Origin of the sequence: Roseovarius halotolerans (genome assembly GCF_900172255.1) — a bacterium.
GTDB lineage: Bacteria > Pseudomonadota > Alphaproteobacteria > Rhodobacterales > Rhodobacteraceae > Roseovarius > Roseovarius halotolerans.
Window position 1 is genome coordinate 33,515 of sequence record NZ_FWFU01000002.1, and the last position, 23,529, is coordinate 57,043.

Here is a 23,529-nt window from a genome sequence, read left to right on the forward strand (position 1 = left end):
AAATTTTCGTGACATGAGCCCCCGCAGCACCCCGATCTGGAAATCCATCCACAGCGCGCTGAGCGCCGACATCGCCGAGAAACGCTATGGCCCCGGCGACAAGCTGCCCACCGAGGCGGCCCTCTCGCGCCGCTTCGGCGTCAACCGCCACACGGTGCGCCGCGCCCTTGCCCAGCTGGCCGATGAGGGCATCGTCCATGCGCGGCGCGGCGCCGGGGTCTTCGTGACCCACAGCCCGACCGACTATCCCATCGGTCGCCGGGTGCGCTTTCACCAGAACCTGCGCGCAGCCGGAAGGATGCCGACCAAGGAGATCCTGTCACTGGAAACCCGCGCCGCCGACGCCGGCGAAGCCGAGGCGCTCGATCTGCCCCCCGGCACGCCGGTCCATGCCTGCGAGGGTCTGTCACTGGCCGATGGCCAGCCCGTCGCCCTCTTTCGCAGTGTCTTTCCCGCCGCCCAACTCCCCGGCCTCCCCGAGGCGCTGCGGCGTCTGCGCTCGGTGACGGCGGCGCTTCAGGATCAGGGCGTCCCCGATTACACCCGCGCCTGGACGCGTCTGACCGCCAAGCGCGCCAATCCGACCCAGGCGCTGCACCTGCGGATTTCCGAGGGCGCGCCGATCCTGCGCACGGTCTCGCTCAATGTCGGCCCCGACGGCGCGCCGCTCGAATATGGCCGCACCTGGTTCGCCGGCGACCGCATCACACTGACGCTATCGGATTCCTGAAGGATTCAAGCGGCTTGTCACGCCGCCGATACATTCATGCCCTAGCGTCAAGGGAACAAGAGCGCGAGAGCAGCCCAATGCAGATGCCATGGCCCGACATGCGCCTGACCGGCGCGACCGTCCTGCGCGGCGGCAAGATGCAGACCCGCTCGGTCGCGATCGAGCAGGGCCGCATCGGCAAGGGGCCATCTCCCGAGGTCGATCTCTCGGGCTACCTGATCCTGCCGGGCATCATCGACCTGCATGGTGACGCCTTCGAGCGCCATATCGCGCCGCGCCCCTCCGCGCCCTTCTCCGCCGAACAAGGGCTGATCGGCGCCGACCGCGAAGCCGCCGCCAATGGCGTGACCACCGCCTGGCTCGCGCAAAGCTGGTCCTGGGAAGGCGGGCGGCGCAGCCCCGACTACGCCGAATCCTTCCTCCATGCCTTTGACGCCTATCGCCACCGCATGAACACCGACCTGCGCGTGCAGATCCGCTGCGAGACCCACACAGTCGACACCGCCGAACGCCTGATCGCCGCGATCCGGCGTCACCGCATCGGCTATGTCGTGTTCAACAACCATATCGAGGCCACGCTCAATATCGCCCATACCCGCCCCGAAAGGCTCGCCGCATGGGCGCATGAGGCCGGCCGCAGCCCGCGCGAACATCTCGCCGCACTCGAAGCCGCGCGCAACCAGCGTCAGGGCGTGCCCCGCCACCTCTGCCATCTCGCGCGCAATTTCGACGCGCTCGGGGTGATCTACGGCTCGCATGACGACCCCGACGCCGAAACCCGCGAGACCTTCGCCATGATCGGCGCGCGGATCTGCGAGTTTCCCACGTCCCGCGCTGCGGCAAACCTTGCCAAGGCGGTCAATGACCCGGTCGTGATGGGTGCGCCCAACGTGGTGCGCGGCGGTTCGCAGGCGGGCAATATCTCGGCGCTCGACCTGATCGAGGCCGGCAAATGCGACGCCCTGGTCTCGGATTACTTCTACCCCGCCCTCTCGCAGGCCGCCTTCGCGCTCGTTGATCAGGGCATCGCCGATCTTCCCGCCGCCTGGGCGATGATCTCCGAGACACCCGCGCGCATCATGCGCCTGACTGATCGCGGCACGCTCGAGGAGGGACAGCGCGCCGATATCGCCATCGTCAACGCCACCACCCGCGAGGTCGAAGCCACGCTGGTGCGCGGCCGGATCGCCCATCTTTCAGGCGAGGCGGCACAGCGATTCCTGCGCCTCGGCCAAAGCGTGTCCCTCGCGGCCGAATAGGTGCGAACCGGGCCTGTCACGAAGTTTTCATGAAATCATCGCCGTAGCGTCGTGGGAATCGCCGAGTTTCGCAATACGGACTGCCCCCGTATTGTCCTGAAATCCCTTTCAATAACGAAACACAGGGTGTCCCCGAAACCGGGGGCACCCTTTTCAGTCACGGGCGCGCAGCCACCGGGTTCATCCGCCGTGCTTTTCCAGAAACGCCTCGGCAGACAACGCCCGAAAGTCCGCAAGGGCCGCGCGCAGGCGGGCATGGTCCCAATCCCACCAGGCCAGCGCGATCAGCCGGCCGGCCACCGCTTCGGGCAGGCGGGCGCGCACCGGGCGCGCGGGCACGCCCGCGACGATCTGATAGGGCGCCACGTCCTTCGTCACCACCGCGCCCGAGGCCACCACCGCCCCGTGGCCGACCGTCACCTCGGGCTTGACCTGCGCCCCGTGCCCGAGCCACGTATCATGACCGATCGTCGCGCGGCGCGCCCGGCGCGCGCGAAACCAGTCCGCATCGTCCTCGGCGTCAGGCCAGTAACTGGCCGAGCGATACATGAAATGGTGCAGGCTGGCGCGGTCGAGCGGATGATCCGTCGCGCCGATCCTCACGAAACTGGCGATATTGGCGAACCGCCCGACATCGGCATTGGCGATATCGCAATAGCGGTCGCAATAGGAATAATCGCCGATCACCGAATAGGCCACCCGGCTGCCGCGCCCGATCTCGCTATAGGCGCCGAAATCGCTCTCGGTGATCTCGCAATCGGGATGCACGTTCGCACCGTCGGCCCTCAAGTTCTTCATCTTTCCGCGTCCCTTGCCCGCTGCGCCATTCCCGCGACCCGGCTTCATCTTGTCCGAAACATTCCTGCCGGCGTCGTCCCGCCATCGTCAGTGGCCGCTGTCATCCGACCGGATCAACCGGCGTCGCAACCAGCCAGATACCGAATCCATCAACATGACCATGAGCAGGATGAGTATGATGTAATAGCTCACCTCCTCCCAGTCCTTCTGGGTGATCATCGCCTGGGTCAGCAACAACCCGATGCCGCCCCCCGTGATCGCGCCGATGATCGTGGCGCTGCGGGTGTTGGATTCCAGGTAATAGAGAACCTGGCTCAGCAGGATCGGCGTGATCTGCGGAATGACCCCGAAACGATAGCGTTGCAGCGGCTTTGCGCCGGTGGATTGCACGCCCTCGATCTGGTTCTTGTCGACATTCTCCAGGGCCTCGGAAAACAGCTTGCCGAAGCTCCCGGTGTCGGTGATCAGGATCGCCAGCGCTCCGGTCAGCGGCCCCGGCCCGAAGGCGCGCGCCAGGATGATCGTCCAGATCAGCGCATCCACCCCCCGCACGAAGTCGAACACCCGCCGCACAGCGGCGCGCACCACCATCAGCGGGGAAAAGTTGCGCGCGGCGGCAAAGGCCAGCGGCAACGCCACCAGCGCCGCCCCCATCGTGCCCAGGAACGCCATCAGGATCGTCTCGAAGATCGCCCAGACCACGTCCCGATGCTGCCACATGCTGTTGGTCCAGACATCGTGGATCATGGCGGCCAGATTGCTCTTGCCCGCCACCAGCCGGTCGCCCGACACGGCCAGCCCGACCAACTCGCCGAAACTCTTGCCATAAAAGGGGCTGTCGAGCGTGAACCAGAACAGCTCCCAGCCGAAATGATATCGCATCACCTCGGTGCGGGCCTTGGTCAGGATGACGCGCCCGGCATCGGTGGTGATATCGACCCGCGCGTTGCTGGCGCTGATCCAGTCGGGGATCTCGCCCGCCGGAAGGTCCAGCGCGATACCGCGGCGGCTCACTTCGGCCTCGATCAGCCCGTAGCCCGGCACGTCATAGCGCATCCTGTCGCCGTCCAGCAGCACCTCCTGCCCGTGCTTGAGCGAAACCAGCGCGCGGTCGTCATTCCCGATATCGACCCAGTCGGGACTCGTGCCCTCGGGCCATGTGCCCTTGTTCTCGCCTTCCACCGCAACGGTGATCCCGCCGACGCGATTGTCGCGCGTCACATGGGTCTTGTAGCTGTAGCTGTCGGCGACAAGGATGCGGGCATTGTCCATGCGCGCCCGCTCCGCAAGGCCCGGAATGTCGAAGGCGAAGAAGATATAGACGAAATAAGCCAGGATGACGGCGGGAATGGCAAAGGCCAGCAGCCGCTTGCGCTGAAAGAAGGCGGTAGCGTCAAACAGCGCGGCGCCGGTCCCGGCAGTGTTGCTCGATGCGCTCATCGCCTTAACCCCTTCCGATCATCTTGTTGCGGTAATGGCCCGATATCTGGTCGAAAACCACGATGGTCGCGAACAGCAGCAGAAAGATCGCGGCCACCTCGTCATAGCGGCCTTGACCCCAGCTGAACGCGTTCTTCAGGTCGTAGCCGATCCCGCCCGACCCCACGAAACCCAGGATCGCCGAGGCCCTTACATTGATCTCGAAGCGCAGCAGCGCATAGCTCAGGTAATTGGGCGCGACCTGCGGGATCACGCCCAGCCACATCCGCTGCGCCCATGTGGCGCCAACCGATTGCAGCCCCTCGACCGGCTTGAGACTCGCATTCTCGTTCACTTCCGAGAACAGCTTTCCAAGCGCCCCGGTAGTGTGGATGGCGATGGCGATCATCGCCGGAACCGGCCCGCCGCCCAGAATGAAGATCAGCACCAGCGCGATGACGATCTCGGGGATCGCGCGCAGGATATCCATGATCCGCCGGAACACCCCGATCAGCCGCGGCCATTTCGCCAGACCCCGCGTCGCCAGCAGCGAGATCACGATCGCGAAGATTGCCCCCAGCAGGGTCGAGGCCGCCGCGATATTCAGGGTCTCCAGCAGCGAGGGCAGGAATTTCACCATCAGCCCCGGCAGGTTGGCGATCTTCTCGCCCGCCTCCGTCAGTACTTCCTTGGGGAACTGAAAGATATTGCCGATTCCGTCCCAGAAACCGCCGGCATTGCGCCCGTCGGCCACCCGGAAACCCGACACCATCAGCGCGATGAACACCACCAGCATCACCATGCCGTAAAGCCGCTTGCGCCGTGTCATGTCCATATAGGCGGTCTGGATGTCCTGCACCCCGGCCGCACCGGCCTGCGCCGCTGTCAGATCGCTCATGCCTCGTCCCCGTTCATGCGCAACCGGGCCCGCCTCTACGCGGGCCCGGTGCGATTGATTGCCCCTTTGCGGGATTACATCTTGGATTGACGCGCTTCGATGATCGACTGATAGGCGTCATGACTGATCGGCTGGAACCCGAGAGCTTCACCGGCCATGAAGTTATAGGCGCAGTCGGGGTCCATATAGGGCAGCGAAGCGGTCAGCGTGGTGATGTCGATCTTCACGCGCTCGGGCAGCGCCTTGCGCAGCACGACCGGGCCTTCCGGGATCGGCTTCGACTTCCAGATCTCGACGATCTGGTTCATGTCCACGAGGCCCGCGTCGCTGGCCTTGCGCAGGGCTCCGGAATTGTAGCCGTCTTCCCATGCGCCCATGCCGTCGGCCCAGGTCACACCCGCGTCGACATCGCCATTGGCCACGGCGACGATGGTCTGCTCATGGCCGCCGACGAACTTGACCTCACCAAAGTAATCCCCCGATTCCATGCTGGCGCCGGTGGTCTGGGGGATTTCGATCGACGGAATGAGATAACCACTGGTCGAGTTCGGATCGCCAAAGGCGAAAACCTTGCCCTGCAGATCGTCAAGCGACGTGATGCCGCTGTCCTTGCGCGCGAACCCGACCGAGTAATACCCGTAGGAGCCGTCGGTATTGGTCTTCACCATGACCGGCTCGACGGCGTCGGGATCAGTCAGATAGGTCTTGGCATAGGCCGATGCGCCCAGCCAAGCCATGTCGATGGTGCCACCCAGCAGGCCCTGGATCACACCGTCGTAGTCGGCAGGCGTGAACAGTTTCACCGGCACGCCCAGCAGTTCCTCGGCCTTGGCGCGGTAGCACTCGTTCGAGTTCATCCGGTCCTGGGCGTTCTCGCCCCCCAGGATGCCGATGCGGAACTCGGTGATCTCCTCGGCCATGACCGGCGCGGTCAGGGCGGTGGTGGCCAGGATGGCAGCAATCAGTTTCTTCATGATGTCCTCTTTCACGTTTGAGGGTTTGGTCCGCCGCGTGCCGCGACGGGGTGGATGGTTTCAGACCGCGGCCTCCGCAGCGCGGATGGCGTCCTGCGCGTGCCGGTCAAGCGTCTCGATCGAGGTCGAGGTGCTGGCTTCCGAGAACCCCTCGTTGGCGCCGTAAATGTCGCGCGCCACGCCGGTGGTCAGCTGCTCGGGCGTGCCGTCGAAAACGACCCGTCCATGCAGCATCCCGATCACCCGGTCGCAGTAGTGCCTTGCGGTATCCAATGTGTGCAGGTTGGCGATGACGGTGCGGCCGTCCTCCTCGTGGATGCGGCGCAGGTCATCCATGACCAGCTTCGCATTCATCGGGTCGAGCGAGGCGATCGGCTCGTCCGCCAGCACGATCTTCGGGTCCTGCATTAGGGCGCGGGCGATGGCGACGCGCTGCTGTTGCCCGCCCGACAGGGCCTCGGCGCGCTTGGGCGCATGCTCGGCGATGCCGAGCCGGTCCAGGATCTCGATGGCGCGATGGATGTCGGCCTGCGGGTAAAGGTTGAACATCGTCGCCAGCGTCGAGCGGCGGTTGAGCGTCCCGTGCAGCACGTTCGACACCACGTCCATCCGGGGCACCAGGTTGAACTGCTGAAAGATCATCGCGCAATCGGATTGCCAGGCCCGCTTGTCACCCCCCTTGAGCGCGGTCACGTCGCGCCCCTCGAAGGTGATCTTGCCATCGCTCGCGTCGGTCAGCCGGTTCAGCATCCGCAGCAGCGTGGACTTGCCTGCGCCCGAACGCCCGATGATGCCGATCATCGCGGGCTTGTCCACGGCGAAAGATACCCCGTCGACAGCCGTGTTGCGCCCAAATCGCCTGGTCAGCCCGGTAATGGTCAGCACCTGTTATCCCCCTTTGTGTCAGGGGCGGTGTTAGGCGGGCTTCGCTACGCCCGTGCAACATTTCGGTGAAGCTTTTGTAAACCCCGACCGCTCTTGCCGGGGGGCGGGGGGCGGCATATCCTGCGCGCATGATGACGACATCGCGACGACTCGCTCAGGATGACTGGCTCATGGCCGGCTACGAGGCTTTGGCCCGCTCCGGCCCCGCGTCATTGAAGGCCGAGCCGCTGGCGCGTCAGCTCAACACGACCAAGGGTTCGTTCTATTGGCATTTCGCGGATGTGCCCGCCTTTCACACCGCCCTTCTGACGCGGTGGGAGGGCGAGAGCACCGCGCGCCTCGACGCCGCCCTCGCGCTTGAAACGCACCCGGTCGGACAATTGCGCCGGCTTGCGCAGGTGATCGGCGGGCGCGCTGCCGAGGACGAAGACCGCGAAACCGCGATTGAACCGGCCATTCGCGCCTGGGCCAAGGACAATGCCAAGGCCCGGCTGGCGGTGACGCGGGTCGATCAGTACCGCCTCGCGCTCATGCAGCGCCTGCTGGCCGAGATCGGCATCGCCAATCCCGAAATGACCCGGATCATCTATGCCTGCGCCATCGGCATGGAAGACCTGCCCGAGGACCGGCCCGGCGGCAACGCTCAGGCGATGGGGTCGCTGGTCGATCTGGTGCTGGCGCTGCGCTAGGAGGCGTCAGGTATCCGCGCGCGAAACCTGTCGACAAAGCGCTGGCGCGCGGCGGGCAGGGGCTTGTTGCCCAGTTCCATCGCCAGATGGTTGCTCAGGAAATGCCCCGTCACCCGCAACGCCTCGGCCACCTCGCTGTCGGGCGCGGGCCCTTCGCCCAACATGCAGGGCGGCAAGGGCAACAACCGGTCGGCCCATTCCCCCGCCCCCTTTCTCGACACCGCCCGCCCGGTGCGCGGCGAGACATAGCTCAGGTCATTCGCCTGCGCGCCCATCACCGCGCAACGGCTCAGGTCAAGCCCGAAGCCCATCTCGTCCAGCAAGGCGATTTCCCAGTCGAGATAGGCCAGCGGCCACACATCCCCCTGGCCCAGCAGGTCCAGCAACCGCTCGGTGCGCTGGTAAAGGCGCGGATGCGCCTCGCGCTCTGGCAGGCTGAACAGCAACAGCGCCGTCACCGCGTTCAGCCCCGCCAGCGACAGCCGATCCCCCATCGACGCCGCCATGCGCGAGCGCATCGGTTCGACAGTGAACGCGCCGATATGATCCTCCAGCCGCGCCCGCCAGGTCAGGTCCAGCTGCGCCCCCGGCTGCAACACCGGCGCCATCCGTCGCGAGACGCCGCCACGCACCACGCCCGCATGACGGCCATGTGCTGGCGTGAACACCTCGATGATCGCCGAGGTCTCGCCATGCGTCCGCGTCGACAGCAATATGCCCTGATCGCGCCATTCCATGCGCCGCTCCTGCCCGTTTCGCCCATACCACACCAGAACCCGCGCCTTGCCAAGGCCCGCGCGACGCTTGGCAAGGCAAAACGATTCGTGCTTCACTCGCCGCAATTCATTTTCAGAACCGAGGGATTTTCCGCATGTCCTACGCCAAAAGCCGCGTCTCCGCCCTGCGTTCCGCTGCACTGAGCCTCGCCGCCGCCCTTTCCCTCGGGCTGACCGGCACCGCACAGGCCGCCGACGAAAACGTCATGGTGGTGTTTGACGGCTCGAACTCGATGTGGGGGCAGATCGACGGGACCGCCAAGATCGAGATCGCCCGCGGCGTCATGGAAAACCTGCTGGGCGACTGGACCGAGGATCGCAAGGTCGGGCTCATGGCCTATGGCCACCGCCAGCGCGGTGATTGCAGCGATATCGAAACCCTCGTGGCACCCGGCGCGGATACACGCGCGGCGATCCTCGATCGCATCAACGCCATCACCCCAACCGGCAAGACCCCCCTGACGGACGCCATCGAGCAGGCCGCGACCGAACTCTCCTATACCGACACACCCGCCACCGTGGTGCTGATATCGGACGGCCTCGAAAGCTGCGAGCGCGATCCCTGCGCACTGGCTGACACATTGGAAAGCCGCGGGGTCGCCTTCACCGCCCATGTGGTGGGCTTCGGGCTTGGCGCCGATCAGGACAGCGGTTCGCTCTCCTGCATCGCCGAACGGACGGGCGGGCAGTATATCCAGGCCGCCAATGCGGATGAACTGGGCCGCGCCCTTGGCGCGATCAGCACCGCTGTCGCCGCCGCGCCGGAACCCGAACCCGTACCCGAACCGGAACCCGAATTGCCGGCCGTCACCCTGACCGCGCCCGACAGCGCGCTTGCCGGTTCGTCCTTCCGCATCGGCTGGGACCCGACCCTCGATCCCGGCGATTATGTCACCATCGTCCCGGTCGGCACGCCCGAGGGCGACTACGCCGGCTACGTGCGCGTGCGCGACAAGAGCGAAGCCGACTTTCGCGCCCCCGCCGACACCGGTCTTTACGAGCTGCGCTACATGACGTCCAAGGGCGGCAAGGTGCTCGGCTCCACCCCCATCGAAATCACCGAACCTCAGGTCACCGTCAGCGGCCCCGAAACCGCCCTTGCGGGGTCCACCATCCCGGTCGCCTGGACCGGCGCGGTGCATGGGCAGGACTACATCACCATCGTCCCGATGGGCGCGGACGAGGGCAGCCACGGCGACTACACCCGCGTGCGCGACGCCGCCGAGGGCAACCTCCAGGCCCCCGCCGATACCGGCATGTATGAAATCCGCTACGTGCTCGACGAGGGCAAGCGCACCATGGCCTCCCAACCCATCGAGATCACCGCCCCCGAGGTCACCGTCAGCGGCCCCGAATCCGCCCTTGCGGGGTCGTCCTTCACGGTCGCCTGGACCGGCGCGGTGCATGGGCAGGACTACGTCACCATCGTCCCGATGGGCGCGGACGAGGGCAGCCACGGCGACTACACCCGCGTGCGCGACGCCGCGGAGGGCAACCTCCAGGCCCCCGCCGATACCGGCATGTATGAAATCCGCTACGTCCTCGACGAGGGCAAGCGCACCATGGCCTCCCAGCCCATCGAGATCACCGCCCCCGAGGTCACGCTCTCCGCGCAGGACAAGCTGCGCGCCGGTGATGCATTGCGCGTCGAGTGGGCCGGCGCGGTGCATCCGCAGGATTACATCACCCTCGTCCCCATGGGCACGCCGGACGGCGACCACGCCGAGTATTTCCGTGTCCGCGACGGCTCCAGCCACGACATCACCGCGCCCGACCAGCCCGGCCTCTATGAACTGCGCTACATGCTCAACGAAGGGCGCAGGGTCATGGCCCGCCACACCGTCGAGATCCTCGCCGCCGATGCGCCGCTCAGCTCGGGCGCCAGCCTCTCGGCGCCCGACAGCGCCGCGGCCGGGTCACAGATCGAGGTCGGCTGGAGCGTCGATTCCACCAGCGCCGATCAGCGTATCACGCTGGCGCGCGCCGATCAGGCGATCTTCACCTGGCTCTCGGCGACCAAGGTGGACGGCCCGCCGCCGCTCAGCATCACCCTGCCCGACGAGCCGGGCAGCTACGAGCTTCGTTTCCTAGATGTCACGAACCAGTCGGTTCTGGCGCGCAAGGTGCTGGTGGTGGAATAGGCCGCGCGCGTCGGCGCGCCCGCGCTCAACTGCTCAGACCGTCCTCATCGAGCAGATGCCGCCCGTCCCGGTCCTCGACCTCGATCACCCAGAGATCGGGGTCGAAGCCGCGCTGGCGGGTGATCGCGGCATCCACCTCCTGTTCCGCGCCCTCGGCCAGGACAACCCAGCGGCGTTCTCCGCTCATCAGGTCGAAGGAGCGCTGAAAGGCCCGCGCCTGCCCGTCAAGGGTGTTGAGCTTGACCAGGACCGCACCCGCGGTGTCATCGCCATGCGCGGTGACGAAGGCGGGGATATCCCTGAGCCGCAGCCGCGCCAGGTAGGCGTGCACCCAGAATGCCGCCGTCAGCCGTGTCACCCGTTGCCGTCCTTGAAATCGAGCCCCATCTCGGAATAGCGCGCCGCCTCCTCCAGCCAGCCGGGCCGCACCTTGATCTGGCAGAACAGATGCACCCTGCGCCCGAGGAACTCTTCCAGCTCTTCGCGCGCGGCCTTCGAGACGGCCTTGATCGTCTCGCCCTTCTTGCCAAGGATGATCCCCTTGTGACCGTCGCGCGCCACATAGATGATCTGGTCGATCCGCGCCGATCCGTCCTCGCGCTCTTCCCAGGATTCGGTTTCCACGGTCAGCTGATAGGGCAGCTCCTGGTGCAGGCGCAGCGTCAGCTTCTCGCGGGTGATTTCGGCGGCGATCATGCGCATGGGCAGATCGGCGATCTGATCCTCGGGATACAGCCACGGCCCCTCGGGCATCTGCTCCGCCAGCCAGCGCCGCAGATCTTCGACACCGTATCCCTTTTCGGCCGAGATCATGAAGGTCTGGGCAAAATCGAACCGCGCATTCAGCGCCTCGGTCAGCCCCAGCAGGGCCTCCGACTGCACCCGGTCGATCTTGTTGATCGCCAGCGCGACACAGCGCCCCTTGCCCATGTCCTCAAGCCCCGCAAGGATACGCTCGACCCCTTCGGTGATCCCGCGATGCGCCTCGACCAGCAACACCACCACATCGGCATCCGCCGCCCCGCCCCAGGCGGCCGCCACCATCGCCCGGTCCAGCCTGCGGCGCGGCAAGAAAAGCCCCGGCGTATCGACAAAGACCAACTGGCTTTCGCCCTCCATCGCAACCCCGCGAATGCGGGCGCGGGTGGTCTGCACCTTGTGGGTGACGATACTGACCTTCGCGCCCACCATGCGGTTGAGCAGCGTGGACTTGCCCGCATTGGGCTCCCCGATCAGGGCAATGAAACCGGCGCGCGTGGTCATGAAACGATCCTGTGTTGCAGCGGCAGAGACCTAACCTATTCCGCCAGCCACCGCCAGACATCTTGAACCATCGGCCAGCCCGCGCGACGCGGCCAGAGACACCGGCTGGTCATGCCGCGACGAATGGACCCTTTCCAACCTGCCGAATTTTGCCATGATTACAGGATATGCCAGTGTGAACCATCCAGGACGAGTGCAAGAGCGAGAGACTGTTGGGTATCCTGAGATTTGTTATCCGGGCCTTCTTTTCGGCCCCACGCCATCCCCCTGTGCCGCGCGACCGGCCGCGCAGCCCTGCCGAACGCCAGCGTCAGAAACCGCCGCCGCGCCGTGTCCATTACGAGGCCGCCGCGGTCACCGTGATCGAGCGCGCGCGCACGTCGCACGATCACGCTGTCCTCAAGGGCAAATGCCATGTGATCGACGGCGATACGATCGTGATCGGAAAGGTGCGTATTCGGATCGCCGGGATCGACGCGCCGGAACTCGATCACCCCTGGGGCCAGAAATCGAAATGGGCGCTTGTCGGAATGTGTCGCGGTCAGGTCATCACCGCGCATATCCGCGACGAGCTGTCTTACGGGCGCGTGGTGGCCAGCTGCCACCTGCCCGACGGGCGCGACCTTGCAGCGGAACTGGTCAAGCTCGGCCTCGCGCTGGACTGGCCCAAATTCTCGGGCGGCGCCTACAGGCATCTTGAACCACCAGACGCACGCCGCAAACTGTGGCGCGCGAATGCCCGTCAGAAAGGTCGCATGCCACCGGCGTGACGTCCTGGCCTTTCAGCCCGCCTCGAGCCGTGTGAGAAGCGCCTTGGCGGCGGCCTGTTCGGCCTGCCGCTTCGATCCCGCCGTCGCGCTTTCGGTCTCGCCGATGGCAAGCCGGACCTCGATGGTGAACCGCGGCGCGTGGTCTGGACCCGTGCGCGCCGTTTCAACGTAATCGGGGGGCGGCAGCGCACGCGCCTGCGCCCATTCCTGAAGCGCGGTCTTGGCGTCGCGGGCGTCTTCCTCGACGCTGTCGATGCGCTGTCCCCACAGCCGCAGCACCAGCGCCTTGGCCGCCTCGAACCCCGCATCGCGGTAAACGGCGGCGATCACCGCCTCCATCGCGTCGCCCAGAAGCGCCTGCTTGCGCCGCCCGCCGGACAGCATCTCCGAGCGGCCCAGCTTGAGCACGTCACCCAGGCCGATCTCGCGCGCGACATCTGCGCAGGTCTCCTTGCGCACCAGCGCGTTGAAACGCGGCGCCAGCAGCCCTTCCTCGGCCATCCTGTCACGTTCCAGCAGGGCCTCGGCCATCACCAGGCCAAGCACCCTGTCACCGAGGAACTCCAGCCGCTGGTTGTCGTCCCGTGTCGGCGACACCATCGAGGAATGCGTCACCGCACGCACCAGAAGCGCAGGCTGGGAAAACCTGTGCCCCAGCCGCCCCTCGAAGGCTTTCAGTTCGCCCGACAGTTTCATTCCAGCTTCTCGAAAAAGCGATCGCCGCGCCATGTCCAGAAGAACAGCATCGACCGGCCCGCCGACGAGAACAGCACCCGCCCCGCGCGTCCGATCAGGTTTTCGTAAGGCACGAAGCCCACACCGCCCACCGCCTGCGGAAAGCGCGAGTCGGTGGAATTGTCACGGTTGTCGCCCATGAAGAAATAATGCCCCTCGGGCACGGTGAAGAGCCCGGTATCATCCGCGCGCTGCGTGCCGATATTGAGGATCGAATGCGATTCGCCATTGGGCAGGGTCTCGCGGAAACGCGACTTGGTGCAGGTCGCGCCCTCGCCGACCACGCCGTTCTCGCACCGCGGGCGGACCCGGATCGGCCCTTGCTGCTCGAAGGTCTCTTCAAAGGTGCCCGCCGGTTCCACCTCGACCGCCTCGCCATTGATGTAAAGCCGGCCCTCGCGCATCTGCACGGTGTCGCCGGGCAGGCCGATCAGGCGCTTGATGAAATCGGTTCCCTGCACCGGATGGCGGAACACGATGATATCGCCGCGCTCGGGCTCGCTGCCCAGGATGCGGGTGTTGTCGCCATCCATGAATCCGCAGATGTCCTTGGCGTCGATGTCGATGCCGAGGCTCGCGATGCGGATCGTCGGGCAGGAGGCGTAGGAATAACCATAGGCCATCTTGTTGACGAACAGGAAATCGCCGATCAGCAGCGTGTCCTTCATCGACCCCGAAGGAATCCAGAACGGCTGGAAAAAGATGGTGCGGAAGATCCCCGCGATCACAAGCGCCCAGAAGACCGTCTTGACCGTCTCCCAGATCGTGCTCGGTTTTTTGGCTTCGCTGGCCATGAGGCCCTCCGGTGTTTGGGTTCGCGCGCTACATGCGGCGCGCCGCACGGGGAGTCAAGGTAAGCACACCGCTTGCACGGCCACTCGGCCATGCGCGGCGCATCGCCCCCGGACAGGGTCGCGGCGCCGCCCCCACCGCGCGCTGTGTTCACCCTCGCCGGAACGGTGCGCGGCACCGACGCGATACCGACGTGACGCCGATGCAATGCCGAAGCCGATTTTTGAGTTTAATCAGCGACTTGTGCAGATTCGGCCCCTGCCGGGAGCGCCTCGATCAACACAAAGGCCTGCGCCCAGGGGTGATCGTCGGTCAGGGTGACATGAATGACCGCCACATACCCCGGCGGCGTCATCTTGGCCAGGCGCTCGGCGGCCCAGCCGGTGACATGCATCCGCGGCTGGCCGGTCTCGATGTTGCTGACCGACATGTCCTTCCAGGCAATGCCCATGCGCAGCCCCGTGCCCAGCGCCTTTGAACAGGCCTCCTTCGCCGCCCAGCGCTTGGCATAGGTGCCCGCCACGTCGCGCCGCCGCTCGGCCTTGCGCTGCTCGGTCTCGGTGAAGACGCGGTCGCGGAACCTGTCGCCGAAGCGTTCCAGCGTGGCCGCGATCCGGTCGATATTGGCAAGGTCCGTGCCGATCCCCAGGATCATTCCAGCCTCATCGTCAACAGCTTCACCCCCGCCGCCCCGAACAGCACTGCAAAGACCGCGTCGAACGCCCTTTGCGCGCGGGCATAGCCCCTTGCCACCCGACCGATCGAGAACAGCATCGCATAGCCCACGAAGATCGTGACCGACAGGCCCAACAGCATCGCGAACCATTGCCAGACATGCGCCGCCCCGGCGCCCGTTTGCGCCCCGGCCCCACCCGGCAAGACCAGCGCATAGATCGCGCCCCAGGCCAGGATCGCCTTGGGATTGGTCAGGTGCAACAGCATCCCGCGCAGGAACAACTGCCCCTGCGCAGGCTCGGCGCCGCGTCGCGTGACCGGGCGCAGCACCCGGCGCAGGCTCTTCAAGGCCAGCCAGATGAGATAGACCGCCCCCGCCAGCCGCACGACCTCGAAGACCCAGGCATGGGCCAGCATCACCGCGCTCATCCCCAGCGCCGCCGCCACACCCCAGGTCGCCGAACCGCAGGCCACGCCCAGCGCCAATGCCAGCCCGGCGGCGCGCCCGCTGCCCATCGAGGTGGCCGAAATCGCCAGTGTCGCCGGGCCGGGACTACCCGCCGCCACGAGCCACGCCGCAAGCACCAGTCCGGTCTCCGCCCAGGTCATGCGCGCGCCGCATCCATCAATTCGCGCATCCGCGTGATCGCCGGGCCAAGCCCGTCGAAAATCGCCTCGGCAATCAGGAAATGGCCGATATTGAGCTCGACCAGCTCGGGAATGGCGGCAATCGGCGCCACCGTGTCAAAGGTCAGCCCGTGCCCTGCATGCACCTCAAGCCCCAGACCTTGCGCCAGTTTCGCACCCGCCTTCAGCGCCTCCAGCTCGGCATCGCGCTTTTCGGTCTCGCCCTCGGCGTGAAAGTCGCAATAGGCGCCGGTATGCAATTCGACCACCGCCGCGCCGATCCGCGCCGCCGCCTCGATCTGGCGGGGCTCATGGCCGATGAACAGCGACACCCGGCAGCCCGCCGCGCTGAGCGGGGCGATGAAGTCCGCCAGCCGGTTGTCATCCCCCGCCACGTCCAGCCCGCCCTCGGTGGTGCGCTCTTCGCGCTTTTCGGGAACGATGCAGACCGCGTGGGGCTTGTGGCGCAGGGCGATCGCCTGCATCTCGCCGGTCGCGGCCATCTCGAAATTCAACGGCCGCTCAAGCCCCTGGACCAGCCGCTCGATATCCGCGTCGCTGATATGGCGGCGGTCTTCGCGCAGATGCGCGGTGATGCCGTCCGCGCCGGCCGCCTCGGCCAGTTTCGCCGCCCTCAGCGGGTCGGGATAGGCGCTGCCGCGCGCGTTGCGCACGGTCGCCACATGGTCGATATTCACCCCAAGCCGCAACTTTTCGCCAGATGCCATGTCAGACGCCCTTTCCTCATCCCGCCGAGTCGCGGCCCAACCTAGTCCTGTTTCTTCTTGGCGTCAGCCTTTTGCGCGGCCTTTTCGCGGATCGCGGCCCACTTGGCCTTGAGCGCGCCCTTGCGGCGGTTCTGGTAGGCCTGGATCACCGGCAGCGCGAGGTAATAGGCGATGGTCCCGGCAATCAGCCCGGCGACGATCCCGCCCACGAGATAGGGCAGGAACACCTCGTCATAAAACAGCGTCAGATGGCTCCAGTCGGCGCTCTCGCCCGTAAAGATCGACCAGATATTGTGCTGAAGATCGCGCCCGGCATCCACGAACTTGCCGCCAAGCGACCGCTGCACCTCGTGACCGAAGGGAGCATGTCGGCCCATCAGGAAATGCCCCAGCTGCAACGACACGACGCCGATCGGCACGAAGGTCAGCGGATTGCCGACAAAGGTCGCCAGCAATGCGGCCAGGATATTGCCCCGCATCACCCAGGCCGCGCCTGCCGCCAGAAGGAAATGAAACCCGAAGAGCGGCGAAAACGTCACCATGACACCGGCAAAGATGCCCCTTGCGATGCGATGCGGCGGATCGGGCAGACGGTGCAGACGGTGCTTCACATAGCGCGCCGCGCGGGTCCAGCCGCCGCGCGGCCAGAAAAAGTCGGCGACGGCCTGCCAGATCGGTCGTCTGTCACGGCGCTTGAAGACCACGTCGGGCTCCTAGGGTTCAATCTGTGTCGTGGCCCCGGTGCCGGGCGGGTTCCGGAGCCGCTCCACCGAAGCTACGTCGCTTTCCGCATCGAGCACCGAAATCACGCCATGCAGATGCTCCGCGTCGCGCAACTCGACATCGACGAACAGCCGGAAGAAGTCCGGCTTGCGGTCAACGAAAGTCAGGTCCGAGATATTGGCCTTCTGCTCTCCGATCAATGTGCAAATGCGGCCAAGCACACCCGCGTCGTTGCCAATCGTGATATCCAGCGTCACATCATAGGCCGCCGGATGGGTTCCCGAGTGCCAATGCAGGTCCAGCCATCGTTGCGGCTGGTCGTCATAGGCCGACAGTGATTCGCAGTCGATGGCATGCACCACCACGCCGCGCCCGCGATAGGTGATGCCTACGATCCTTTCGCCCGGCAGGGGCTGACAGCAGCGCGCCCGCTCAAAGCTCTGGTCGGGCGAGAGGCCGATCACCGCGCGCTCGCGGCCCACTTCCTCGCCCGCATCGGGCACCAGGTCCGGATAAACGGCGTTCAGCACCTGATGCGCGGTCAGTTCGGCGCTTCCGAGCCGCGCCAGAACCTCCTCGCGCGTTTTCAGGCGCAGGGTGCGCGCCGCACTCTCCAGCGCCTTGTCGGTCGCCTTCTTGCCCACATGCTCAAAGGCCGAGCGCGCCAGTTCGCGGCCCAGCTTGATGAAACGGCCCCGATCCAGTTCGCGCAGGGCGCGGCGCACGGCGGCGCGGGCCTTGCCGGTGGTGGCGATGTCCAGCCATGTCGCCTGCGGGGTCTGACCGTCGGCGGTAATCACCTCGACCGACTGGCCGTTCTTGATCCGGGTCCAGAGCGGCACCCGCATCCCGTCCACCTTGGCGCCCACCGTGGCGTTGCCGATCCGGGTGTGGATCGCATAGGCGAAATCGATCGGGGTCGCCCCGCGCGGCAGCTTGACCACGTCCCCCTTGGGGGTAAAGCAGAACACCTTGTCCGCATACATCTCCAGCTTGACCGCCTCGAGGAAATCCTCGTGATCCTCCTCGGCGTCGAATTGTTCGGTCAGGCTTGAAATCCACTTCGCCGGGTCCACCGCAAACGGGTTCCCGACCCGCACACCGTCGCGATAGGACCAATGCGCGGCGACGCCGGCCTCGGCCACGTCATGCATCTGGCGGGTGCGGATCTGCACCTCGACCCGCTTGCCGTCGCGCCCCGAAACCGTGGTGTGAATCGAGCGATAGCCGTTCGACTTGGGCTGGCTGATGTAATCCTTGAACCGCCCCGGAACCGCGCGCCAGCGGCGGTGGATCGCGCCCAGCGCCGCATAGCAATCCTCTTCGCGATGCGCGATCACGCGAAAGCCGTAGATATCCGAGAGACGGGAAAAGCCCATCTCCTTTTCCTGCATCTTGCGCCAGATCGAATAGGGCTTCTTGGCGCGCCCGAAGACCTCGGCCTCGATGCCGGCCTTGTCCAACTCAAGGCGCATGTCGCCGGTGATGCGCTCGACCACATCACCGGTTTCACGCTGCAAGGTGATGAACCGGCGGATGATCGAGGCCCGCGCATCGGGGTTGAGCACGCGAAACGCCAGGTCCTCCAGCTCTTCGCGCATCCATTGCATCCCCATGCGCCCGGCCAGCGGCGCGAAGATATCCATCGTCTCGCGCGCCTTCTGGCCCTGTTTCTCGGGGCGCATCGCGCGGATCGTGCGCATGTTGTGCAGGCGGTCCGCCAGCTTGACCAAGATCACCCGCAGGTCCTTGGACATGGCCATGAACAGCTTGCGAAAATTCTCGGCCTGCTTGGTCTCGGAGTTGGACAGCTGCAGATTGGTCAGCTTGGTGACGCCGTCGACCAGGTCGGCAACCTCGTCGCCGAACCGCTTGGCCACCCCGTCATAAGAGGCGCGGGTGTCCTCGATCGTGTCATGCAAAAGGGCGGTGACGATGGTGGCGTCGTCCAGCCGTTGCTCGGCCAGAATCGCGGCCACGGCAACCGGGTGGGTGAAATAGGGCTCGCCCGAATGGCGCACCTGGCCCTCATGCATCGCGCGGCCGTAATCATAGGCCGCGCGGATCAGCGCCTCATCGGTTTTGGGGTTGTAGGTGCGGACCAGCGCGACAAGGTCGTCAACCGCAATCATGCCGTCCGCATCTCCGGTATCTGGTCCGGCTCAGCCCTGGCCCTGCGCTTCCATCAGCGCACGCAGCAGCTTTTCCTCGGACATGTCATCATCGGCCGCCGGTTTGTCCGGCTCGCCGCCACCCATCAACAGGGCCATCGAATCCTCTTCGGGTTCGTCCACCTCGATCTGGGTCTGGTTCGATTCGATCAGACGCTCGCGCAGCTCATCCGCCGACTGGGTTTCCTCTGCGATCTCGCGCAGGGCGACGACGGGGTTCTTGTCGTTGTCGCGATCGACCGTGATCGGCGCGCCAGCGGCCACTTCGCGTGCGCGATGCGCAGCCAGCATCACCAGCTCAAATCGGTTGGGAACCTTGTCGACACAATCTTCAGTGGTAACGCGGGCCATGGGACCTCCGGATAAGTCGTAAGTCGTCTTGCAAGAGACCGCCTATCTAAGACCTCGCAACCGGATTTACAAGCAGAGAATCAGCCCCGCCGCGCCTGTGGGCCAAGGCCCGCGCAGTTCCCGTCCGCCGCCCCGGCAAGGTGCATCGCCTCGCGCCGCAACCGCGCCGCCTCGGCCTGTTCGAGGCCGGCCAGCGCCGCCGCCTCGTCGCCGCCGCTGCGCTCGAGCGCCCGCTGCCAGACGCGCCTGACCGAGCGCGCCGACCACGGCAGCGTCGCCTCTGCGAGCCAGCGGCGCGCCGCGCGCGGCAGGCGGTCGTATTCGGCCATCGGGTCGCCCGACGGGCGGCGGCGCATCGGCAGGCCGGTGCGGCAGTTGCGCGCCATCTCAGGCCGCCGCTGGCCGCCGCCACGCCGGGAACGGATCGCTGAGCCCGGCAAGTTCCTCGGGCGCGAACCGGGCCTCGGGGCCGGTCAGCGCCGCATCCAGCGCGGCGGTGATCGCGGCGCGGTCCATGCCGGTCCCGATAAAGACCAGCTCCTGACGCCGGTCGCCGAACGGCTCCTGCCAGTGACGTTCAAGATACTGCCGCGCCTGCGGGTGATCGGGCCAGCGCTCCGACGGGATCGTCGCCCACCAGGTGCCCAGCGGCGCCACCCGCGACAAGGCCCCGGCAAGACTGAACTCGGCCACCCAGTCAGGCCGCGTCGCCAGCCAGAAATGCCCCTTGGCGCGGATCACGCCGGGCAGCGGCCCGTTCAGCACCGCATGCAGGCGCTCAGGGTCGAACGGCCGGCGCGCGCGATAGACAAAGGAGCCCACACCGTATTCCTCGGTTTCCGGCACATGGTCGGCAAAGCCGTAAAGCTCCTTGGCCCAGAGCGGATGGTCATGCGCCTTGTCAAAGTCGAACAGGCCGGTATCGAGGACCTCCCCGGCCGCGACCTCGGCGAAATCGGTCTCGATGATGCGCGCATCGGCATTGAGACTGCGCACCACCTTGCGGGCCGCGTCCAGCCGCTCTCGCCCGGCATCGGTGACCTTGTTCAGGACGACGACATCGGCGAACTCGATCTGGTCGACCAGCAGGTCGACAAGCGTGCGGTCATCCGCGTCACCCGCCACTTCGCCGCGGTCACTCAGGAAATCATGGCTGGAGTAATTCTCCAGCAGGTTCACCGCATCGACCACCGTCACCATCGTATCGAGCCGCGCCACATCCGACAGACTCTCGCCCGCCTCGTCGCGGAACTCGAATGTCGCCGCAACCGGCAGCGGCTCGGCGATGCCTGTCGACTCGACCAGCAGGTAATCGAAACGCCCCTCTTCCGAGAGGCGGCGCACCTCCTGCAAGAGATCGTCGCGCAGGGTGCAGCAGATGCAGCCATTGGTCATTTCGACAAGGGTTTCCTCGGTCTGGCTCAGGTCGGCACCGCCCTCGCGCACCAGGTCGGCATCGATATTCACCTCGGACATGTCATTCACGATCACCGCCACGCGGCGGCCCTCGCGATTGTTCAGAACATTGTTGAGCAGCGTGGTCTTGCCCGCGCCCAGAAAACCCGAAAGCACGGTGACTGGCAGGCGGCGGTCCGGTTGCGGCATATTGGGGCTCCTGTGATCGGTCGGTAACAGATGTGATGTTATACTATTACAACCACTGCCCAGCCGAATGCAACCCGCCATCTTGAGGCTAAAGCGCCACCACCTCCGACAATGCGTCGTCGGGCAAGGCGTCGCGCATCTCGACCACCGTTCGCCCCAGCACCGGGTGGCGCCACTCCGGCGCCACATCGGCCAGCGGCACCAGCACGAAGGCGCGCTCGTGCATCCGCGGATGCGGCAGGATCAGGCGATCCGGGGCCTCGCTCTGCTGCGCATCGGGCGCAAGGTCATGCCAGGCCTGATAGGTGGCAGCATCCGGCAGCACCGCATCGCCCGCCCCGATCAGGTCCAGGTCCAGCGTCCTCTGCCCCCAGCGTTTCACGCGTTCGCGCCCGAATTCGGCCTCGACCCGGTGCAGCAGGTTCAAGACCGCTTCGGGCGCAGCGTCACAGGCGATCCTCGCCGCGGCATTGACGTAATCGGGGCCGGCACCGGGCGGAAAACAGGGCGTGCGATAGAACCGGCTGACCGCCAGCAATTCACAACCGCTGGATGCAATCCGATCCAGCGCCGCACGCAGAGTCTCAACCGATTCACCTTTTGCAGAAGGCATGTTTCCGCCCAATGCGACCAGATGGGATTTGTCAAAAAACATCACCAACCTATCCTTATGGATGTGTAAACACTATTGCTTATCTCGTCACAACGCCTAGTTTCGCCAGCTATCTTCGGCCCGGTTCGACCCACTCACTTAGTAAATTTCAGGGGCGGAGACGATAAACCGGAAGGATTTTGTGTATGTTCTACAAGGACGAACGGCTTGCGCTGTTCATCGATGGTTCCAACCTATATGCGGCGGCAAAGGCGCTTGGGTTCGACATCGATTATAAACTGCTACGCGCCGAGTTCATGCGCCGTGGCAAATTGTTGCGTGCCTTCTACTATACCGCGATGCTGGAGAATGACGAATATTCGCCGATCCGCCCGCTGGTCGATTGGCTGAATTATAACGGTTTCTCCATGGTGACAAAACCCGCCAAGGAATACACCGACAGCCAGGGCCGGCGAAAGGTCAAGGGCAACATGGATATCGAGCTGACCGTGGACGCGATGGAACTTGCGCCCCGGATCGACCATATCGTGCTGTTCTCGGGTGATGGCGATTTCCGTCCGCTGGTCGAAAGCCTGCAACGTCAGGGCGTGCGCGTGTCGGTGGTCTCGACCATCCGCAGCCAGCCGCCGATGATCGCCGACGACCTGCGCCGTCAGGCCGATAATTTCATCGAACTCGAGGATCTCAAGGACGTGATCGGCCGCCCGCCGCGCGAGTCGACGAACAGCCGCGAGGACGTCTTCGAACAAGAAGACTGAGCCCGGCCAATACCGACAACGTCACAGCGCAAACCCCGCCATGCTCCGCATCGCGGGGTTTGCAGCTTCACGACCCGGCTTTCTCCCGATCGCCTCTGGACGTGCTGCGCCCTTGACCTTAGGTCTGGGCCAGACAGGAGACCGCCATGACCACCAGACCCCCGCTCACGCTATACCTTGCGGCGCCGCGCGGCTTTTGCGCGGGCGTGGATCGCGCCATCAAGATCGTCGAACTGGCGCTTCAGAAATGGGGCGCGCCGGTCTATGTGCGTCACGAGATCGTTCACAACAAGTTCGTCGTCGATGACCTGCGCGCCAAGGGGGCGGTATTCGTCGAGGAACTCGATGAATGCCCCGATGACCGCCCCGTCATCTTTTCCGCCCACGGCGTCCCCAAATCCGTCCCCGCCGAGGCCGCCAACCGCCAGATGCTCTATGTGGACGCGACCTGCCCGCTGGTTTCCAAGGTCCATATCGAGGCCGAGCGCCACCACGAGAATGGGCTCCAGATCGTCATGATCGGCCATGCCGGTCATCCCGAGACGATCGGCACGATGGGGCAACTGCCCGACGGCGAGGTTCTGCTTGTGGAAACCCCGTCAGACGTGCCCGCCCTCGATGTGCGCGACCCCGAGCGGCTGGCCTTCGTCACCCAGACGACCCTGTCGATCGACGACACCGCCGATATCGTTGCCGCCCTGAGGGCGCGTTTCCCCTCCATCAAAGGCCCCCACAAGGAAGACATCTGCTACGCCACCACCAACCGTCAGGAGGCGGTCAAGGCGATGGCGCCTCATGCGGACGCGATGCTGGTGGTGGGCGCGCCCAACTCGTCGAACTCCCGCCGCCTCGTCGAAGTCGGCGCCAAGGCGGGGTGCGGCTATTCTCAGCTTGTGCAACGCGCGGGCGACATCGACTGGCGCGCACTCGATGGCATCGCATCGATCGGCATCACCGCCGGGGCCAGCGCCCCAGAGGTGCTGGTGAACGAAGTGATCGACGCCTTCCGCGACCGCTATGACGTGACCATCGAACTGGTCGAGACCGCGCAGGAGAATGTCGAGTTCAAGGTGCCCCGCGTGATGCGCGAAACCGCCTGACGCGGCTTGACAGCCCCGCGCGGCTGTGGCCCCTCTTGAACGGTCTCAC

At 65.7% G+C, this 23,529-nt stretch carries 26 protein-coding genes; 7 read left to right on the plus strand and 19 right to left on the minus strand.

Annotation, left to right across the window (positions count from 1 at the left end):
- Window positions 1-13 precede the first annotated feature (13 nt).
- Window positions 14-730, plus strand: a complete 717-nt coding sequence (gene phnF, locus ROH8110_RS07065) for a phosphonate metabolism transcriptional regulator PhnF (RefSeq protein WP_085817087.1) — start codon at window positions 14-16, stop codon at window positions 728-730.
- Between the two features lie 77 nt (window positions 731-807).
- Window positions 808-1,989, plus strand: coding sequence for an alpha-D-ribose 1-methylphosphonate 5-triphosphate diphosphatase (locus ROH8110_RS07070; RefSeq protein ID WP_085817088.1), 1,182 nt, complete (start codon window positions 808-810; stop codon window positions 1,987-1,989).
- 180 nt (window positions 1,990-2,169) lie between these two features.
- Here the strand turns inward: ROH8110_RS07070 and ROH8110_RS07075 are convergent, their stop codons facing one another.
- The 5 genes from ROH8110_RS07075 to phnC all read right to left on the minus strand — a co-directional run bounded on the left by ROH8110_RS07075 (window position 2,170) and on the right by phnC (window position 6,963).
- Window positions 2,170-2,787 carry an LbetaH domain-containing protein gene (locus ROH8110_RS07075; protein ID WP_085817774.1) on the minus strand — a complete coding sequence of 206 codons (618 nt, stop codon included), beginning with the start codon at window positions 2,785-2,787 and terminating at the stop codon, window positions 2,170-2,172.
- Between the two features lie 87 nt (window positions 2,788-2,874).
- Window positions 2,875-4,227 carry a phosphonate ABC transporter, permease protein PhnE gene (gene phnE, locus ROH8110_RS07080; RefSeq protein ID WP_085817089.1) on the minus strand — a complete coding sequence of 451 codons (1,353 nt, stop codon included), beginning with the start codon at window positions 4,225-4,227 and terminating at the stop codon, window positions 2,875-2,877.
- Window positions 4,228-4,231: 4 nt separating this feature from the next.
- Complete coding sequence (phnE, locus tag ROH8110_RS07085) at window positions 4,232-5,104, minus strand: phosphonate ABC transporter, permease protein PhnE (protein WP_085817090.1); 873 nt, start codon at window positions 5,102-5,104, stop codon at window positions 4,232-4,234.
- Between the two features lie 74 nt (window positions 5,105-5,178).
- Complete coding sequence (phnD, locus tag ROH8110_RS07090; RefSeq protein WP_085817091.1) at window positions 5,179-6,078, minus strand: phosphonate ABC transporter substrate-binding protein; 900 nt, start codon at window positions 6,076-6,078, stop codon at window positions 5,179-5,181.
- A gap of 60 nt (window positions 6,079-6,138) precedes the next feature.
- The gene (gene phnC, locus ROH8110_RS07095; protein WP_085817092.1) at window positions 6,139-6,963 is read right to left on the minus strand and encodes a phosphonate ABC transporter ATP-binding protein; all 825 of its coding nucleotides are present in this window, start codon (window positions 6,961-6,963) and stop codon (window positions 6,139-6,141) included.
- A 128-nt stretch (window positions 6,964-7,091) separates the two neighbouring features.
- Here phnC and ROH8110_RS07100 point away from each other — a divergent pair, with 128 nt between their 5' ends.
- A complete protein-coding gene (locus tag ROH8110_RS07100; RefSeq protein ID WP_245962829.1) occupies window positions 7,092-7,652 on the plus strand; it encodes a TetR/AcrR family transcriptional regulator in 561 nt (186 codons plus the stop codon).
- On the opposite strand, the gene recO is transcribed toward ROH8110_RS07100, so the two are convergent.
- Window positions 7,649-8,389, minus strand: a complete 741-nt coding sequence (gene recO / locus ROH8110_RS07105; protein WP_085817776.1) for a DNA repair protein RecO — start codon at window positions 8,387-8,389, stop codon at window positions 7,649-7,651. The two genes, ROH8110_RS07100 and recO, sit on opposite strands and share 4 nt — an antisense overlap.
- Before the next feature lie 134 nt (window positions 8,390-8,523).
- Here recO and ROH8110_RS07110 point away from each other — a divergent pair, with 134 nt between their 5' ends.
- Window positions 8,524-10,569 (plus strand): VWA domain-containing protein, encoded by a 2,046-nt coding sequence (locus tag ROH8110_RS07110; RefSeq protein ID WP_085817093.1) that lies wholly within the window; start codon window positions 8,524-8,526, stop codon window positions 10,567-10,569.
- Window positions 10,570-10,594: 25 nt separating this feature from the next.
- Here the strand turns inward: ROH8110_RS07110 and ROH8110_RS07115 are convergent, their stop codons facing one another.
- Complete coding sequence (locus ROH8110_RS07115; RefSeq protein ID WP_085817094.1) at window positions 10,595-10,927, minus strand: DUF1491 family protein; 333 nt, start codon at window positions 10,925-10,927, stop codon at window positions 10,595-10,597.
- Entirely contained in the window at window positions 10,924-11,832 is a 909-nt protein-coding gene (gene era / locus ROH8110_RS07120; RefSeq protein WP_085817095.1) for a GTPase Era, read from the minus strand. Before era ends, ROH8110_RS07115 begins: the two co-directional genes overlap by 4 nt.
- 212 nt (window positions 11,833-12,044) lie before the next feature.
- Between era and ROH8110_RS18905 the strand changes: the two genes are divergently transcribed.
- Window positions 12,045-12,602: a thermonuclease family protein gene (locus ROH8110_RS18905; protein ID WP_245962828.1), complete on the plus strand. Its 558-nt coding sequence runs from the start codon at window positions 12,045-12,047 to the stop codon at window positions 12,600-12,602.
- 12 nt (window positions 12,603-12,614) lie between these two features.
- Here the strand turns inward: ROH8110_RS18905 and rnc are convergent, their stop codons facing one another.
- The 11 genes from rnc to folK form a co-directional block, all read right to left on the minus strand.
- Window positions 12,615-13,298: a ribonuclease III gene (rnc, locus tag ROH8110_RS07130; RefSeq protein ID WP_085817096.1), complete on the minus strand. Its 684-nt coding sequence runs from the start codon at window positions 13,296-13,298 to the stop codon at window positions 12,615-12,617.
- Window positions 13,295-14,131, minus strand: coding sequence for a signal peptidase I (lepB, locus tag ROH8110_RS07135; RefSeq protein ID WP_085817097.1), 837 nt, complete (start codon window positions 14,129-14,131; stop codon window positions 13,295-13,297). Before lepB ends, rnc begins: the two co-directional genes overlap by 4 nt.
- Before the next feature lie 227 nt (window positions 14,132-14,358).
- A complete protein-coding gene (gene acpS / locus ROH8110_RS07140; RefSeq protein ID WP_085817098.1) occupies window positions 14,359-14,784 on the minus strand; it encodes a holo-ACP synthase in 426 nt (141 codons plus the stop codon).
- On the minus strand, window positions 14,781-15,413 hold the full coding sequence (locus tag ROH8110_RS07145) for a LysE family translocator (protein ID WP_085817099.1): 633 nt from the start codon (window positions 15,411-15,413) through the stop codon (window positions 14,781-14,783). The genes acpS and ROH8110_RS07145 overlap by 4 nt, the downstream gene beginning before the upstream one ends.
- Window positions 15,410-16,159, minus strand: a complete 750-nt coding sequence (locus ROH8110_RS07150; protein ID WP_085817100.1) for a pyridoxine 5'-phosphate synthase — start codon at window positions 16,157-16,159, stop codon at window positions 15,410-15,412. Before ROH8110_RS07150 ends, ROH8110_RS07145 begins: the two co-directional genes overlap by 4 nt.
- Before the next feature lie 41 nt (window positions 16,160-16,200).
- Complete coding sequence (locus ROH8110_RS07155) at window positions 16,201-16,863, minus strand: DUF2062 domain-containing protein (protein WP_085817101.1); 663 nt, start codon at window positions 16,861-16,863, stop codon at window positions 16,201-16,203.
- Window positions 16,864-16,872: 9 nt separating this feature from the next.
- Window positions 16,873-19,014, minus strand: a complete 2,142-nt coding sequence (locus ROH8110_RS07160) for a RelA/SpoT family protein (RefSeq protein ID WP_085817102.1) — start codon at window positions 19,012-19,014, stop codon at window positions 16,873-16,875.
- Between the two features lie 30 nt (window positions 19,015-19,044).
- Window positions 19,045-19,404: a DNA-directed RNA polymerase subunit omega gene (gene rpoZ, locus ROH8110_RS07165; protein WP_085817103.1), complete on the minus strand. Its 360-nt coding sequence runs from the start codon at window positions 19,402-19,404 to the stop codon at window positions 19,045-19,047.
- Window positions 19,405-19,484: 80 nt separating this feature from the next.
- Entirely contained in the window at window positions 19,485-19,790 is a 306-nt protein-coding gene (locus tag ROH8110_RS07170; protein ID WP_085817104.1) for a DUF6525 family protein, read from the minus strand.
- Window position 19,791: 1 nt separating this feature from the next.
- Window positions 19,792-21,009, minus strand: coding sequence for a GTP-binding protein (locus ROH8110_RS07175; RefSeq protein ID WP_085817105.1), 1,218 nt, complete (start codon window positions 21,007-21,009; stop codon window positions 19,792-19,794).
- 88 nt (window positions 21,010-21,097) lie between these two features.
- Window positions 21,098-21,664: a 2-amino-4-hydroxy-6-hydroxymethyldihydropteridine diphosphokinase gene (gene folK / locus ROH8110_RS07180; RefSeq protein ID WP_085817106.1), complete on the minus strand. Its 567-nt coding sequence runs from the start codon at window positions 21,662-21,664 to the stop codon at window positions 21,098-21,100.
- Between the two features lie 143 nt (window positions 21,665-21,807).
- On the opposite strand from folK, the gene ROH8110_RS07185 reads away from it, so the two are divergent.
- On the plus strand, window positions 21,808-22,380 hold the full coding sequence (locus ROH8110_RS07185; protein WP_085817107.1) for a LabA-like NYN domain-containing protein: 573 nt from the start codon (window positions 21,808-21,810) through the stop codon (window positions 22,378-22,380).
- A 146-nt stretch (window positions 22,381-22,526) separates the two neighbouring features.
- Window positions 22,527-23,480, plus strand: a complete 954-nt coding sequence (ispH, locus tag ROH8110_RS07190) for a 4-hydroxy-3-methylbut-2-enyl diphosphate reductase (RefSeq protein ID WP_085817108.1) — start codon at window positions 22,527-22,529, stop codon at window positions 23,478-23,480.
- Window positions 23,481-23,529: the final 49 nt, after the last annotated feature.